The organism is Paracoccus shanxieyensis, assembly GCF_009711265.1.
In the GTDB taxonomy this organism is placed as follows: Bacteria; Pseudomonadota; Alphaproteobacteria; order Rhodobacterales; family Rhodobacteraceae; genus Paracoccus; species Paracoccus shanxieyensis.
In genome coordinates, this window is sequence record NZ_WMII01000004.1 from 13,492 (window position 1) to 28,392 (window position 14,901).

Here is a 14,901-nt window from a genome sequence, read left to right on the forward strand (position 1 = left end):
ACAGATCAGATGAACCGTTTCCTTGCCGCCCTTATGCTTGCGCTGCCGCTGACGGGGCCTGCATTCGCCATGGGCGACGCGCCGCCCGCACCTGCGGACCAGCCCGCGCCAGTTCAGGAACCTCCGGCCATTCCCGCGCCAGACGCCCCGGAAAGCCCGCCCGGTGATCTGGAAGCGGGGATCGAGGATTTCATGCGCAACATGCTGCGCGAAGCGCAGCCGCATCTGGACAACCTCGGCAATGATCTGGGCGGCATGGTCAGTTCGCTGGGGCCGGTCCTGTCCGAGATCGGCACGATGATCGACGATGTGCGCAATTATCAGGCGCCCGAGATGCTGGAAAATGGCGACATCATCATCCGCCGCCGCGCCGATGCGCCGCCGCGTCCTGAAATGGGGCCGAACCTGCGCCAGATGATGCGGCCGAACCCGGACACCCCGCGGGGTCCGGCCCCCGATCAGGACGCCCCCGACCAGAACGCGCCCGCGCGCGATCCGGCCAGCGAGATCGAGCTTTAAGGCGCGAAGCCCTCTACCCATTCGACCAGACGCGGCAGGCTTTGGCGCTTCAGGTCATAGGCGTCGACGATGGTGCGCCGCGCCTCGGCCCGCATGCGCTGTGCCTGCGGGTCACCCGACAGCGCGCGGATCAATGCGGCCTCCAGCGCGGGCTGATCGAAGAACGGCACCAGCCGCCCGTTTTCGCCGTCCCGCACCAGTTCCCGCACCGGCTCGGTGTCCGAGGCGACGATCTGGCAACCTGCCGCCATCGCCTCGGTCAGGGACCAGCTGAGGACAAAGGGATAGGTCAGATAGCAATGCACCCGCGCGATCTGCAAAAGCGACAGATACTGCGCGTAAGGCACGCGGCCCAGAAAATAGAGGCGCGACAGATCAAGCTGGCCGTCCAGTTCCGCCAGCATCTTGGCCTTCCAGCTTGGCGCGTCGGCGGGCTGCCCGCCATAGCTGACGCCATCTCCGCCGATCAGCACCACCTGCGCATCGGGCCGCGCGCGCATCACCGCAGGCAGCGCCCGCATGAAGCGGTGAAAACCGCGATACGGCTCCAGCGAGCGCGAGACATAGCTGATGACCTCATCCTGCGCCGTCAGCACGCGCCCATCGGGCAGTTCCAGCCGCGCCTGCGGATCGGGCTTCACCACATCGGTGTCGATGCCGTCATGGATCACCGTCAGCTTCTGGCGCAATTCGGGGGGAAAGCTGTCCGCCTGATAGCGCGTGGGGGCCAGACCGGCATCCGCCTGCACCAGCCCCTGAATCAGATGCGCCGAGCGGGCCAGCGTGGTGACGCGGCCTTCGTCGCTGTCGGGCGCGACCTCGGGGTCGAAGCCCACATCCTGACCGCGCGTGCGATACATCAGCTCGGCATAGACCAGCAGCTTCGCCTCGGGCCAGATCTCGCGCAGAAACAGCGTCTCGCCCCAGCCGGAATGGCCGAAGATCAGATCCGGCGTATAGCCGTGCTGATTGCGCAGCGCCCGGCAGCCCCGCGCCGCCAACCAGCCGCGTTCGACATATTCGGCATAGCTGCGGGCCAGACCGCGCACCGGGTTTTCCTCGGGCGCCTTGTAGCGCACGGTCTGGACCGGAGAGGGCCGCTGGTTCTTCTCATCCGTCAGCGCCAGCACCTGATGGCCGCGCGCGGCAAGCGCCGGGGCCAGATGCAGGAACTGGCCGGGGAAATTCTGATGGACGAACAGGATCTTCATGCCAGTTGCTTCAAGAATGCCGCGTCGATCAGACGGCGGGTGTAATCGCTGGCTGGCGCGTCGAAGACCTGATCGGTCGGGCCGTGTTCGACCACATCTCCCGCCTGCATGACCATGATCTGATGCGACATGGCACGCACGACGCGCAGATCGTGGCTGATGAACAGAAAGGCCAGCCCGTGCTTGCGCTGCAAGCCGCGCAGCAATTCGACGATCTGCACCTGCACCGTCATGTCCAGCGCGCTGGTCGGTTCGTCCAGCACCACCAGTTTCGGCTTCAGGATCATGGCGCGGGCAATGGCGATGCGCTGGCGCTGGCCGCCGCTGAATTCATGCGGATAGCGGTGCATCGTCGCCGGATCCAGCCCGACCTCGCGCATGATGTCCTGCACCAGCGCGCGCCGGTTCTGCCCCGGATCGACGCCATGCACGCCCAGCCCCTCGGCGATGATCTGTTCGACCGTCATGCGAGGCGACAGGCTGCCGAACGGATCCTGAAACACGATCTGCATGTCGCGCCGCAGTGCCCGCAAGGCCCGCCCGCCAAGGCCCGAGATGTCGCGCCCCATGTAAAGGATCGGTCCCTCGCTTTCGATCAGCCGCATGATGGCCAGCGCCAGCGTGGTCTTGCCCGAGCCGGATTCGCCCACGATGCCCAATGTCTCGCCGGCGCGCACCGACAGCGTGGCACCGTTCACCGCCTTGATATGGCCCACGGTGCGGCGCAACATGCCGCGCTTGATGGGAAACCAGATCTTCAGATCGCGCGTCGCCACCACCTCGGGGGCGTCGCTGGGGATCGGATCAGCGCGGCCCTGCGGCTCGGCGGCCAGCAGCATCCGGGTATAGTCGTGCTGCGGATTGGCAAAGATCGCCTCGGTCGGGCCCTGTTCCACGATCTCGCCGCTCTTCATGACGCAAACGCGGTCGGCGATGCGGCGCACAAGGCCCAGATCGTGGCTGATGAACAGCATGGACAGACCTTCGGCGGCCTTCAGCTCGGCCAGCAATTCCATGATCTGCGCCTGAATGGTCACGTCCAGCGCCGTGGTCGGTTCATCCGCGATCAGCAGTTCCGGGCCATTCGCCAGCGCCATGGCGATCATGATGCGCTGGCGCTGGCCGCCGGAAAACTGGTGCGGGTAATCGTCAAGCCGGGTTTCGGGGTCGCGGATGCCGACGCGGGTCAACAGTTCGATGATCCGCGCCCGTGCCTTCGCCCCCCGCAGCCCCTGATGCAGCCCAAGGCTTTCGGCCAATTGCCGTTCCAGCGTGTGCAGCGGGTTCAGCGAGGTCATCGGCTCTTGGAAGATGAAGCTGATATCATTGCCCCGCACCGCGCGCAGATCGCGCTCTGCCGCGCCGACCAGCTCGCGCCCGGCATATCTGACCGAGCCCTGCAATTCGGCCGCATCGCCCAGCAGACCCACCGTCGACAGCGCCGTGACCGACTTGCCCGAGCCGGATTCGCCCACCAGCGCCACGGTTTCCCCCTTGCCGACCACAAAGCTGACGCCCTTAACCGCGGCGGTGACCCCGGCATCCGAGCGGAAACCGATGCGAAGGTCGTTGACTTCAAGAACCGGCGTCATCGGAAGGTCTTTCTGGGGTCGAATGCGTCGCGGATGCCTTCAAAGACAAAGACCAGCAGCGACAGCATGATGGCAAAGCTGAAAAAGGCGGTAAAGGCCAGCCATGGCGCCTGCAGGTTCTGCTTGGCCTGCAGGGCCAGCTCTCCCAGCGATGGCGCGCTGGTCGGCAGGCCATAGCCAAGATAATCCAGCGCTGCCAGCGAACTGATCGTGCCGGTGACGACAAAGGGCAGCATGGTCAGCGTGGCGACCATGGCATTGGGCAGGATGTGGCGGAACATGATCTTGCGGTCGCTGACCCCAAGCGCCCGCGCCGCGCGGACATATTCAAAGTTGCGGGCGCGCAGGAACTCGGCCCGGACCACGCCGACCAGCGCGGGCCAGCCGAACAGGATCGACACCCCCACCAGCAGCCAGAAGCTGCGCCCCAGAATCGCAAACAGGATGATAATCACGTAAAGCGAAGGGGTTGATGACCATATCTCAAGCAATCTCTGAAACACCAGATCGGTGCGCCCGCCGAAATAGCCCTGAATGGCCCCCGCCGCGATGCCGATGGCCGAGCCGACCACCGTGACGATCAGCGTGAACAGGATCGACAGCCGGAAGCCATAGATCACCCGCGCCAGCACATCGCGCGAGGTGTCATCCGTGCCCAGCAGGTGGTTGCCATCCGGCGCGCTGGGGGCAGTGCCGACATTGTTTATCGTGCGGTAGTGATACGGGATCGGCGGCCAGATCATCCAGCCCTTGTCCACCGCCTCGCCCGCCACCATGCCGGTGGCCGCGGCCTCGGCGCTGACGGCTTCGGGATCGTCCCAGCATTCCTGCCGCCCGCCGGTGCGGATCAGGCATTGCACGCCTGGATCGGTATAGATCGCCTCGGTGCCGAAATCGCCGCCGAAATCGGTTTCCGGGTAGAACTTGTAGGCCGGAAAATACCAGCCGCCCTTGTAATTCACCACGATGGGCCGGTCATTGGCGATCAGTTCGGCAAACAGCGAGGCCACGAACAGCAGCGAAAAGATCACCAGCGACCAGAAAGCCCGCTTGTTGCGGCGGAAATTGCGCAGCCTGCGGCGGTTCAGTTCGGACAGTGCCATCAGCCGGCCCTTTTTTCAAAGTCGATGCGCGGATCGACAAGGACATACATGATGTCCGACAGGATGCCGACCAGCAGACCCAGCAGGCCGAAGACGTAAAGCGTGCCGAAGATCACCGGATAATCGCGCTGCACCGCCGCCTCGAAGCCCAGCCGCCCCAGACCATCCAGCGAGAAGATGGTCTCGATCAGGATCGACGCGCCGAAGAACACGCCCAGAAACATCGCCGGAAAGCCCGCGATGACGATCAGCATGGCGTTGCGGAAGACATGGCCATACAGCACCCGCCGCTCGGTCAGGCCCTTGGCGCGGGCGGTCATGACATATTGCTTGCCGATTTCGTCCAGAAAGCTGTTCTTGGTCAGCAGGGTCAGCGTGGCGAAGCTGGAGATCGTGGTCGCAAGCACCGGCAGCGTGATGTGCCACAGATAGTCCTTGATCTTGCCCCACAGGCTGAGGTCGGCGAAATTGTCGCTGGTCAGCCCGCGCAGCGGAAAGATCTGCCAGTATGACCCGCCCGCGAACAGCACCATCAGCAGCACGGCGAACAGAAAGGCCGGGATGGCATAGCCCACGATGATCGCGCCGCTGGTCCATGTGTCAAAGGGCGTGCCGTTGCGCACGGCTTTGCGGATGCCCAGCGGGATCGAGATCAGATAGGCGATGATCGTCGACCACAGACCCAGCGTGATCGAGACCGGCATCTTTTCCAGCACCAGATCGATGACCGAGATCGAGCGGAAGAAGCTGGTGCCGAAATCGAAGCGCAGATAATTGCCCAGCATGATGCCGAAGCGTTCCACCGCACCGATCTTTTCCTTGCGACATTGATCGCTGGTCAGCGCGGGTTCGCCCGTGAAGGCCGGATCGCAGACGATCTTGGCAAAGCCCATCTGCACCTCAAGCTGGTCCAGAAGTTCGGGCGGGATGCCGCGCGCGCCGGCATATTCGCTGTTCTGCGCCGGCGCGTCGCCTGCGCCTGCGATATTGCGGAAGGCATCGCCTTCGCCCTGCACGCGGGCGATGACCTGTTCGATCGGGCCACCGGGCACGAATTGCGTCAGCGTGAAATTGACCAGCATGATGCCGATCAATGTCGGAATGATCAGCAGCAAGCGCCGCAGGATATAGGCTGCCATCCGCCCCGTCTTTCCTTAGCCGTCTTTTGTTATGCCGGGGCCGCGCTTAACGCAGCACGCCCGATTGCTTCAGCTTTTCGGCCTTATCGGCGTCATACCACCAGAAATCAAGCTCACCCAGCGCATAGGGCGGCAAGGTCTCGGGGCGGCCGAACATGTCGTAATAGGCCAGCGTGTAATCGGCCTTGTACCATTGCGGCACCCAGAAGCGCAGCGCCCGCAGGCTGCGGTCCAGCGCCTTGATGACGGTATCGTTTTCTTCCTGCGTCGTGGCCTCGATCCCCTTCTGGATCAGCGCGTCGATGGCCGGGTTGGCCAGCCCCATCGGGTTGAACACATCGCCGACATTCTCCGACCCGAAGATCTGTTCGGTCCCGCCCCCGACCGAGAAGCCCTGCGGAAAGGCGTCCAGCACCATGTCGAAATCATGGCTGCGGGTGCGGTTGGTCATCTCGGCATCATCGACGCGGGAATTCACCGCATCGACGCCAAGCGCGCGCAGGTTCTGCACATAGGGATTGATGACGCGATCAAAGCTTTGATTGTCGTTCAGGATCTCAAGGCGCAGCACCTGCCCCTTGTCGTTGCGGCGGATCCCGTTCGGCCCGACCTTCCAGCCCGCCTCATCCAACAGCGCCGAGGCCGCGCGCAGATTGCGCCGGTCAAGCTGCGTCTTGCCGCCCGTGGGCTGGATCACCGCGTCATCGGTCAGGATGCCCGCAGGCAGGTCTTTCGCCAAAGGCTCCAGCAGCGCCAGTTCGCCCGGCGTGGGCGGACCCGAAGCGCCCAGATCGCTGTTGTCCCAGAAGCCATTGACGCGCGTATTCAGGCCATAGAACAGCGTTTCATTCGACCATTCGAAGTTGAAGACCGAGGCGATGGCCTGCCGCACGCGGATGTCCTGCCAGATCTCGCGGCGCAGGTTGAAGATCCATGCCTGACTGCTGGCCAGATCGCCATTGGGCGGCGTGTCGCGTTTCACCGCGCCGGATTTCACCGCCGGAAAATCATAGCGCGTCGCCCAATGGATCGAACTGGCCTCGTTGCGGAAGGTATAGACGCCCGCCTTGAACGCCTCGAAGGCGCTGTCGTAATCGCCGAAATACTCCATGCGGATGCGGTCGAAATTGTGCCGCCCGACATTGATCGGCAGATCCTTGCCCCAGTAATCGGGATTGCGTTTGACGGTGACGGACCGCCCCATCTCGGCCCGCTCGAAGACATAGGGACCGGAGCCAAGGAAGGGCTTGTCCGAGGATTGTTCGATGTCGCGCTTGTTCTGCATGAAGTCCTGGCGCGAGAAGACGATCTGGCTGCCGACCTGCTGGATCACGTCGCGGCGCGGATAGCCGGGCTGGAAAAAGAACTTGATGCGGTGATCGTCCAGCACCTCAGCCTTGGCGATCATCTTGGAAATGCCGGTGCGATACGACGAAAGCCCCTTGTCGCGCAGCAATTCGAACGAGAACAGCACATCATGCGCGGTCAGAGGTGAGCCGTCGGAAAACTTTGCCTCGGGGTGCAGGTTGAAGATCACCCAGTCGCGGCTTTCGGGATATTCGATCGTGTCGCAAATCAGGCAATAGGACGAGCCCTGTTCGTCCGCCGCATCATCCATCAGCCGTTCCAGCATGATGACCGACAAAAGCGGCGCGCGCCCGCGATGGGTAAAGGGGTTGTAGCTGTCAAAGCCGCCGATGGCGCTTTCCGAAATCTCGCCGCCCTTGGGCGCGTCGGGGTTCACATAGGGCAGATGCGTGTAATTCTCGGGCAAGGCGGGCGTTCCGAAGGTGGAAATCCCGTGCGAGATGATGGTGTCACCTGTCGGTGCGGCGGCGGGCTGCTGGTCCTGTGCCAGACTGGCGGTGGGCAGAAGCGCCAGAAGCGTCACCATCGGGGCATGTCGCAACATGTGCATCATCATCGGGTCTTGCTGGTCCTTGTCGTTCGGATGGCATGTGCTGCCGTCCGCTCAGGCTAGCAGCCATGTGCGGCGGTTCAACATGCAAATGCGTGATCCGGCCCGCGCAGGCGGACATGCGAAAGGGGCGTCCCCAAGGAACGCCCCTGCAATCGGCAGATGGCCGGATTATTGCTGCGTTTCCAGATAGGCGATCAGGTTCGCGCGCTCTTCGACCTTGGGCAGGCCGTTGAAGGTCATCTTGGTGCCGGGCGCGGCGGCCTTGGGGTTCAGCAGGAAATGCTCAAGCGCCTCGGGCGTCCAGTCGGGGGCGTCGGCGACATGCGCCTTCATCCCGTCCGAATAGCTGAAGCCGCCGATGCTGGCCACCGGGCGGCCCACCACGCCGTTCAGATGCGGCCCGACCCCGTCCGAGCCGTCCAGCTTGTGACAGGCCTTGCACTTGGCGAATACCTTTTCGCCCGCAGCCGCATCGGCCGAGGCCATGACGGTGGCGAAATCCGGGCCCTCATCGGCAGGCGCGCCGGCCTCGGCGGTTTCCGGCACCGGGATCGTATAGGCCTGTGCGTGGCCTTCGCCCTCGGCACCGTGACCCGAGGCTCCGACGTGAAAAATGCCCGACGCGGCCCATTTCATCAGCATCAAAAACAGCAGTGCGCCGATAAACGCTCCTGCCGCCTTTGTGACGGTCATCGTGTCGAACATGTCTGCGGCTCCCCCCTCATGGACTGTCCGTGGATGCCCATTATCTATGCGCTTTTGTTTTGACGGATCAAGGTATAGTTGTCGGCCCCGCATGGATCCGGGCGGCTGGCATGCCGGTCCCGCCATGGCGCAAAAAGGACTTCGTCATGACCAAGAACGTGATCGCATTTCAGGGTGAACCCGGCGCCTACAGCCATCAGGCCTGCCGCTTTTACCGCCCTCAGATGGAGGCCCTGCCCTGCCGCACCTTTGAGGACGTGATCGACGCCGTGCGCAGTGGGCGTGCCGAACTGGCGATGCTGCCGGTCGAAAACTCGACCTATGGCCGGGTCGCGGACATCCACCACCTGCTGCCGGAAAGCGGGCTGCACATCATCGACGAAGGCTTTGTGCGCGTCCATATCAGCCTGCTGGCCGTGCCCGGCGCGACCATCGCCGATGTGACCGACGCCATGAGCCATACGGTCCTGCTGGGCCAGTGCCGCGGCTTTCTGAAACAGCACGGCATCCGCAGCGTCACCGGCGCCGATACCGCCGGATCGGCCATGGAGGTCGCGCGCCGTGGCGACAAGACGCTGGCCGCCCTTGCTGCCCCCCTTGCGGGCGAGATCTATGGGCTGGACGAGCTTGCCTCCGAGATCGAGGACCGCCAGAACAACACCACCCGCTTCCTGATCATGGCGCGCCAGCCCGATCACAGCCGCCGCACCGGGATGGGCGGCAGCACGACGATGATGACCACCTTCGTGTTCCGCGTCCGCAACATTCCGGCGGCGCTTTACAAGGCGATGGGCGGCTTCGCCACGAATGGCGTCAACATGACCAAGCTGGAAAGTTATATGGTCGACGGAATCTTCACCGCGACGCAGTTCTATGCCGATATCGAGGGCCACCCCGAAGACCCGCATGTCGCCCGCGCGCTGGAAGAACTGGCCTATTTCACCTCGAGCCTGGAAATTCTGGGCGTCTATCCGGCCGATCCGCTGCGCGCCACGCAGATCGGCGACTAAGGCCGGATCGCGCGGTTCGACTGGTTGGCGGCGGTCTGTCGGCGGTCAGATCAGCGGCGGGCCGTCAGGTGAACTGCTCGGCCGCCAGCCGGTCGACGAATTCGCCGATGCGCTGCGCGAACTTGCGGTCAAGCTGCGTCTTGCCCAGCTTGGCCGTCTGCAACATCAGCCGCGCCTTCATGCCGCGCGGCTGGACATCCACCTCGAAGATCAGCCGGGATTTGGCGCGTGTCAGCGCGACGACCGTGGTCTGGATCTCGACGTTGAACTGATCGGACTGGCCGGAAAACACCATCTGTTCGCCGGGGGTGAAGCGGACCACCTCCAGCGTCAGGTCGCGCTGCTTGCCGCGCCAGTCAAAGGTGATCTGCCACGCATTCCCCAGCCCCGGCTGCGGCTTGCCATCGATTCGCCGCACCGCCGCGCCGCGCCGCAGCAAGACGCGTTCCAGACGGGGAAAGTCGCTCATGGCCCGAAACAGCACCTCGGCTGCAAGATCGGTATCCTGACGCGTGGAGAATTTCATCGTACACCGGGCGCTTCTAAGGTTTGATTTCTGATAACCGTATTCCAAACTTGCTTGCAAGGGCGGCGTCCGGGGACAGGTAAGCTTCCGCCAATGTCAATCTGTGGTTGCATAAAATCCTATATGACCGCATCAAGTCCAGCATGAACGCACAGCTTTTCTCCGCAGTGCAGCAAAAAACTTCTGCTGCGCTTGATCTTCGCATTCTGGCGACGACGGACCTGCACATGCATGTGCTCGGCTATGATTACTTTGCCGATGCGCCGACCGGACGGTTCGGTTTGTCGCGGGTTGCGGCGCTGATCGACAAGGCCCGGCGCGAAACGCGCAACTGCCTGCTGTTCGACAATGGCGATTCGCTGCAGGGCAATCCGATGGGCGATCATCTGGCCGAACAGGACCGCAGCGGCCAGCGGACAAGGCATCCGGTGATCGCGGCGATGAATGCGCTTGGCTATGATGCCGGCACGATCGGCAATCACGATTTCAGCTATGGCCTGCCGTTCCTGCGCCGGGTGCTGGAGGGGGCGGGCTTTCCGCTGGTCGCCTCGAACCTGAAGCTGCGCCGTCCCGCGATGCCGGTTGCGCCACATCTGCTGCTGCGGCGCCGGATGCTGGACCGCGCGGGCCGTGCGCATGATCTGGCCATTGGCGTTCTGGGCTTTTTGCCGCCGCAGACCATCGACTGGGAACCCGCCCTGCGCGGCGAGGCGCAGATCATCGACATCATCACGGCCGCGCAGGACGGCATCGCCCGGCTTCAGGATCTGGGCGCGGACCTGATCGTCGCCCTGTCCCATAGCGGCATCGGAGATCTGGACGCGCGCCCGATGATGGAAAACGCCGCGACCGCCCTGGCGGCGCTGCCCGGCATCGATGCGGTGATCGCCGGGCATACGCACCGCCTGTTCCCCTCGCCAACCCATCCCGCAGGTCCGGGCGTGGATCCCGCCGCAGGCACGCTGGCCGGCAAGCCCGCCGTCATGGCGGGGTTCTGGGGCTCGCATCTGGGGCTGATCGACCTTGTGCTGGAGCCTGTGGCGGACGCGGATGCGCAGCGACCCCGCTGGCGCATCGCGCAGGCGCAAAGCAGCACCCGCGCCGCGCAGGGGCATGAGGAAACCGCGACCGTCACCCAACCCGCCCTGTCGGCGCATCGTGCTACCTTGCGGCATTATCGCCGCCGCATCGGCTGGACCGATCAGCCCTTGGCCAGCCATTTCACGCTGATCGGCCATGATCCCGGCATGCGGCTGGTGGCGATGGCGCAGCGCTGGCACATGCGGCAGATGCTGGCAGGCTCGCGCTGGACGGATCTGCCGATCCTCTCGGCAGTCGCGCCCTTTCGCGCCGGAGGCCGGGGCGGTCCCGAACACTACACCGACATTCCCGCCGGGCGGCTGACGCTGCGCAGCCTGGCCGATCTGTATATCTTTCCCAACCGCATCTGCGCGCTGCTGATCGACGGCGCGGGTGTGCGCGACTGGCTGGAGCGCTCTGCCAGCCTGTTTTACCAGATCGTGCCCGGCGCGCAGGATCAGCCGCTGGTCGATCCGGATTATCCCGGCTATCACTTCGATCTGCTGGACGGGATCGACTGGAAGCTGGACCTGTCGCAACCCCCACGCCATGCCCCGGACGGGCGGCTGATCGCCGCCGATGCGCGGCGCGTGACGGCGCTGACGCATCGCGGCCAGCCGGTTCTGGACAGCGACCGCTTCGTGCTGGTAACGAACAATTACCGCCTGTCCGACAGCGGCCCCTTTGCGCAGGTGGTCGCGGGTCGTCCGGTGCTGGTCGATGGCCCGCTGCGCTGCCGCGACGTGCTGCACCGCTATGTCGCGCGGCGCAGACGCCTTGCCCCCAAACCCGGAAACGGCTGGGATTTCCTGCCCATGCCCGGCACCTCGGTGCTGTTTCAGACCGGCCCCGCGGCGCGCGCGCATCTGGCGCTTCTGGACCGCCCGGCCGAGGCTTTGGGTATTGGCGACAACGGCTTCCTGAACCTGCGCCTGCATCTTTGATCCCGGCAAGGCTTGCATCCCCCGCGCGACCGGCCTATCTAGGCCCCCGAGAGGTTGGCGCGGGTAAGCGCCTCGCCAACCCGGTCAGGTCCGGAAGGAAGCAGCCGTAACGAGACCCGCTTGGGTCGTTGTCCAGCCTCTCACCCACGGTTCTCCGCATGATCGCAACTGGCGATGTTCCCTGCGGAACCGCCCTCTTCCCGGCTTTGGACGTCCATGACTGAAACGCCCCGGATCCTCTGCCTTGGCGCGATGCTGTGGGACGTGATCGGCCACAGCCCCGTGCCGCTGGCCCTGGGCGAGGATGTGGCGGGCCGCATCCATCAGCGCCCCGGCGGCGTTGCGTTGAACGTCGCGGTCGCGCTGGCGCGCCAAGGTCTGTCACCCGCCATCCTGTCCGCCGTGGGCCGCGATGCGCCCGGCGATGCGCTGATTACCGAAACCCGGCGGCTGGGCGTCGTGACGGACTGGCTCTATCGCGACGGCCCCCTGCCCACCGATCTGTATATGGCGATCGAGGCCCCCGGCGGTCTGGTCGCGGCCATCGCCGATGCGCATGGGCTGGAGGCCGCGGGCCTGTCGATCCTGACCCCGCTGCGCGATGGCAGGCTGGGCCGCGCCGATGCGCCTTGGCGGGGCGCGCTGGTCATCGACGGCAACCCGACGCAGGACACGCTGGCGCTGATCGCCGCCGATCCCTGCCTTGCCGCGGCCGAGTTGCGCATCGTTCCCGCCAGCCCGGACAAGGCCACACGGCTGGCGCCGCTGCTGGCGCATCCCCGCTCGGTCTTTCACATCAACCGCGCCGAGGCCGAGGCGCTGGCCGGGCGTCCCCTTGCCGGATCGGTCGTGGCTGCCGAGGCCGTGGTCGCACTTGGCGCGCTGCGCGTGATCGTCACCGACGGCCCGCGCGCCGCAGCCGATGCCATGCAGGGACAGCCCACCATCGCCCAGACCCCGCCGCCACTGGCCGCCGCCCGCGTCACCGGGGCGGGCGATGCGTTTCTGGCCGCGCATCTGGCCGCCGAAATGGCGGGCGCTGCGCGTGACGCGGCGCTGACCGCCGCCATCGCTGCCGCCTCGGCCCATGTCACCGACACAGCCCATGTCACCGACACCGCCCATAACACCAACACGGCGCATGCCATCGACACCCCCGCATAACACCGCAAAGGACACCGCATGAAGGATCTGCTGGCATTCTCCCCCGAGGTCGAGGCCGCGCTGGCCACCGGCAAACCCGTCGTGGCGCTGGAATCGACCATCATCACCCATGGCATGCCCTATCCGCAAAACCTCGACGTGGCCCGCAAGGTCGAGGCGACCGTGCGCGACGGCGGAGCGGTCCCTGCGACCATCGCCGTCATCAAGGGGCAGATCCATATCGGCCTTGACGATGCGACACTGGAAGCGCTGGCCGCGACCCCCGGCGATCAGGTGATGAAACTGTCGCGCGCCGATCTGGCCGCCTGCTGCGCCATGGGCCGCACCGGCGCGACCACGGTGGCCGCAACGATGATCTGCGCCGCGCTGGCAGGCATCCGCGTCTTTGCCACTGGCGGCATCGGCGGCGTGCATCGCGGCGCCGAACTCAGCTTCGACATCTCGGCCGATCTGCAGGAACTGGCGCTGACCCCGGTCACCGTCGTCGCGGCGGGGGCCAAGGCGATCCTTGATCTGCCGAAAACGCTCGAGGTGCTGGAAACGCTGGGCGTGCCGGTCATTGCCTTCGGGCAGGATCAGCTTCCGGCCTTCTGGTCACGCGACTCGGGCCTTGCCGCGCCTTTGCGCATGGATGACCCGGCCCAGATCGCCGCCGCCGCCCGGATGCGCGCGGAACTGGGCCTCAGCGGCGGGCAACTGGTGGTAAACCCGATCCCCGAAGCCTGCGAAATCCCCCGCGCCACGATGATCCCGGTCGTCGAGCAGGCGCTGGCCGAGGCCGAAGATCAGGGCATCGCGGCGAAATCCGTCACGCCCTTCCTGCTGCAACGCATCTTCGAGCTGACCGATGGCCGCTCGCTTGACGCCAATATCGCGCTGGTCCTGAACAATGCGCGGCTGGCCGCCCGGATCGCCGCCGCTTAGGAAAACAGCGCCGGCAGATCGACCGAATCGCGGTTGCCCAGATTTTCCGCGTCGCCCTTCAGAAAACGGTCGGCGGCGCGGTATCCCGCCTCATGCATCGTGCCCAGAAGACCCGGCTCGGGCACCAGCTTGCTGCCCGCAGACAGCGAGGTCATCAGGCAATCATCCATGATCATATGCACCAGCACGTTCTTCATCGGCCGCGAATTCAGCCGCTGTTCGTCATGCAGACGCTTGACGAAATTGATGGCGCGCAATTCCCGGATCAACGAGGCGTTGAAGCTGATCTCGTTGATGCGGTCCTGAATCTCGGTCGGGCTTTTCGGCAGCACGTCGCGCAGCATGGGGTTGATGTTCACGATCACCACATCGCGCGGCAGATCGGGGCGAAACAGCGGAAACAGCGCCGGGTTGCCGGAATAGCCGCCATCCCAATAGGCCTCGCGGCGCCCGGTTTTGGGATCGTCTATCTCGACCGCGCGGAACAGCGTCGGCAGACAGGCCGAGGCGGTGATGGCATCCACCGTCACCTCGCTTTCGGCAAAAACGCGGATGCGGCCGTTGCGCACATTGGTCGCGCTGACGAACAGGGCCGGCCCCTTGCCGGTATCCAGCTTCGGATGCGGCATCTCGGCCAGAATCGGACCCAGAGGGTTGGAATAGAACGGCCCGTAATCATAGGGGCTGAATATCCGCGTCAGACCTTCCATCCATGCGATGGGCGACAGCATCTCGGTCAGGCGCTGAAAGCCGCGCGGCATGGGAAACATGGAATGCATCCAGCGCACCATGCGGTTGTCGCTGAGCTGGCTGACATGCGACCAGATGTAATCCAGATTTTCCCGCGCCGCCTCGCGCCCGACCTTGCCCGGCCCCTTGGCCAGACCCGCCGCCAAGGCCGCCCCGTTCAACGCCCCGGCCGAGGTGCCGCTGATCGCGGCAATCTCGATGCTGTCATCTTCCAGCAGCCGCTCCAGAACGCCCCAGGCAAAGGCCCCATGCGCGCCGCCCCCCTGCAGCGCCAGATTGATCCGTCTTGCCGTCACGAAAGCCTCCGCATCCT

13 protein-coding genes and 1 other RNA gene are annotated in these 14,901 nt (G+C 65.0%); 6 read left to right on the top strand and 8 right to left on the bottom strand.

Features of this window, described 5'->3' with window-relative positions; all coding sequences use genetic code 11:
• Window positions 1-9: 9 nt before the first annotated feature.
• Window positions 10-519, top strand: coding sequence for a hypothetical protein (locus GL284_RS05205; protein ID WP_155043600.1), 510 nt, complete (start codon window positions 10-12; stop codon window positions 517-519).
• Here GL284_RS05205 and GL284_RS05210 read toward each other — a convergent pair.
• The 6 genes from GL284_RS05210 to GL284_RS05235 form a co-directional block, all read right to left on the bottom strand.
• Window positions 516-1,730 carry a glycosyltransferase family 4 protein gene (locus tag GL284_RS05210; protein WP_155043601.1) on the bottom strand — a complete coding sequence of 405 codons (1,215 nt, stop codon included), beginning with the start codon at window positions 1,728-1,730 and terminating at the stop codon, window positions 516-518. The genes GL284_RS05205 and GL284_RS05210 overlap by 4 nt on opposite strands.
• Window positions 1,727-3,322 carry an ABC transporter ATP-binding protein gene (locus GL284_RS05215; protein WP_155043602.1) on the bottom strand — a complete coding sequence of 532 codons (1,596 nt, stop codon included), beginning with the start codon at window positions 3,320-3,322 and terminating at the stop codon, window positions 1,727-1,729. Before GL284_RS05215 ends, GL284_RS05210 begins: the two co-directional genes overlap by 4 nt.
• Window positions 3,319-4,425, bottom strand: coding sequence for an ABC transporter permease (locus GL284_RS05220; protein WP_155043603.1), 1,107 nt, complete (start codon window positions 4,423-4,425; stop codon window positions 3,319-3,321). Before GL284_RS05220 ends, GL284_RS05215 begins: the two co-directional genes overlap by 4 nt.
• Entirely contained in the window at window positions 4,425-5,564 is a 1,140-nt protein-coding gene (locus GL284_RS05225) for a microcin C ABC transporter permease YejB (RefSeq protein ID WP_155043604.1), read from the bottom strand. Before GL284_RS05225 ends, GL284_RS05220 begins: the two co-directional genes overlap by 1 nt.
• 46 nt (window positions 5,565-5,610) lie before the next feature.
• Window positions 5,611-7,476, bottom strand: coding sequence for an extracellular solute-binding protein (locus tag GL284_RS05230; RefSeq protein WP_230382925.1), 1,866 nt, complete (start codon window positions 7,474-7,476; stop codon window positions 5,611-5,613).
• 177 nt (window positions 7,477-7,653) lie between these two features.
• A complete protein-coding gene (locus GL284_RS05235) occupies window positions 7,654-8,190 on the bottom strand; it encodes a c-type cytochrome (protein WP_155043606.1) in 537 nt (178 codons plus the stop codon).
• Between the two features lie 146 nt (window positions 8,191-8,336).
• Between GL284_RS05235 and GL284_RS05240 the strand changes: the two genes are divergently transcribed.
• Window positions 8,337-9,200 (top strand): prephenate dehydratase, encoded by an 864-nt coding sequence (locus GL284_RS05240; protein ID WP_155043607.1) that lies wholly within the window; start codon window positions 8,337-8,339, stop codon window positions 9,198-9,200.
• Between the two features lie 64 nt (window positions 9,201-9,264).
• Here GL284_RS05240 and GL284_RS05245 read toward each other — a convergent pair whose 3' ends face one another.
• The gene (locus tag GL284_RS05245) at window positions 9,265-9,726 is read right to left on the bottom strand and encodes a hypothetical protein (RefSeq protein ID WP_155043608.1); all 462 of its coding nucleotides are present in this window, start codon (window positions 9,724-9,726) and stop codon (window positions 9,265-9,267) included.
• Window positions 9,727-9,869: 143 nt separating this feature from the next.
• Here GL284_RS05245 and GL284_RS05250 point away from each other — a divergent pair, with 143 nt between their 5' ends.
• From GL284_RS05250 to GL284_RS05265, 4 genes are all read left to right on the top strand, one after another.
• Entirely contained in the window at window positions 9,870-11,750 is a 1,881-nt protein-coding gene (locus GL284_RS05250; RefSeq protein ID WP_155043609.1) for a bifunctional 2',3'-cyclic-nucleotide 2'-phosphodiesterase/3'-nucleotidase, read from the top strand.
• 48 nt (window positions 11,751-11,798) lie between these two features.
• Window positions 11,799-11,895, top strand: an RNA gene (gene ffs / locus GL284_RS05255) — signal recognition particle sRNA small type.
• Between the two features lie 71 nt (window positions 11,896-11,966).
• Window positions 11,967-12,914: a PfkB family carbohydrate kinase gene (locus tag GL284_RS05260; protein WP_155043610.1), complete on the top strand. Its 948-nt coding sequence runs from the start codon at window positions 11,967-11,969 to the stop codon at window positions 12,912-12,914.
• An 18-nt stretch (window positions 12,915-12,932) separates the two neighbouring features.
• Window positions 12,933-13,838: a pseudouridine-5'-phosphate glycosidase gene (locus GL284_RS05265; protein ID WP_155043611.1), complete on the top strand. Its 906-nt coding sequence runs from the start codon at window positions 12,933-12,935 to the stop codon at window positions 13,836-13,838.
• Here GL284_RS05265 and GL284_RS05270 read toward each other — a convergent pair.
• A complete protein-coding gene (locus tag GL284_RS05270) occupies window positions 13,835-14,884 on the bottom strand; it encodes a patatin-like phospholipase family protein (RefSeq protein WP_341870289.1) in 1,050 nt (349 codons plus the stop codon). The two genes, GL284_RS05265 and GL284_RS05270, sit on opposite strands and share 4 nt — an antisense overlap.
• Window positions 14,885-14,901 lie beyond the last annotated feature (17 nt).

Excerpts from the sequence above, each read along its gene's own strand:
- GL284_RS05205 (WP_155043600.1), top strand. The coding sequence starts at position 10 with ATGAACCGTTTCCTTGCCGCCCTTATGCTTGCGCTGCCGCTGACGGGG.
- GL284_RS05210 (WP_155043601.1), bottom strand. The coding sequence starts at position 1,730 with ATGAAGATCCTGTTCGTCCATCAGAATTTCCCCGGCCAGTTCCTGCAT.
- GL284_RS05215 (WP_155043602.1), bottom strand. The coding sequence starts at position 3,322 with ATGACGCCGGTTCTTGAAGTCAACGACCTTCGCATCGGTTTCCGCTCG.
- GL284_RS05220 (WP_155043603.1), bottom strand. The coding sequence starts at position 4,425 with ATGGCACTGTCCGAACTGAACCGCCGCAGGCTGCGCAATTTCCGCCGC.
- GL284_RS05225 (WP_155043604.1), bottom strand. The coding sequence starts at position 5,564 with ATGGCAGCCTATATCCTGCGGCGCTTGCTGCTGATCATTCCGACATTG.
- GL284_RS05230 (WP_230382925.1), bottom strand. The coding sequence starts at position 7,476 with ATGTTGCGACATGCCCCGATGGTGACGCTTCTGGCGCTTCTGCCCACC.
- GL284_RS05235 (WP_155043606.1), bottom strand. The coding sequence starts at position 8,190 with ATGTTCGACACGATGACCGTCACAAAGGCGGCAGGAGCGTTTATCGGC.
- GL284_RS05240 (WP_155043607.1), top strand. The coding sequence starts at position 8,337 with ATGACCAAGAACGTGATCGCATTTCAGGGTGAACCCGGCGCCTACAGC.
- GL284_RS05245 (WP_155043608.1), bottom strand. The coding sequence starts at position 9,726 with ATGAAATTCTCCACGCGTCAGGATACCGATCTTGCAGCCGAGGTGCTG.
- GL284_RS05250 (WP_155043609.1), top strand. The coding sequence starts at position 9,870 with ATGAACGCACAGCTTTTCTCCGCAGTGCAGCAAAAAACTTCTGCTGCG.
- GL284_RS05260 (WP_155043610.1), top strand. The coding sequence starts at position 11,967 with ATGACTGAAACGCCCCGGATCCTCTGCCTTGGCGCGATGCTGTGGGAC.
- GL284_RS05265 (WP_155043611.1), top strand. The coding sequence starts at position 12,933 with ATGAAGGATCTGCTGGCATTCTCCCCCGAGGTCGAGGCCGCGCTGGCC.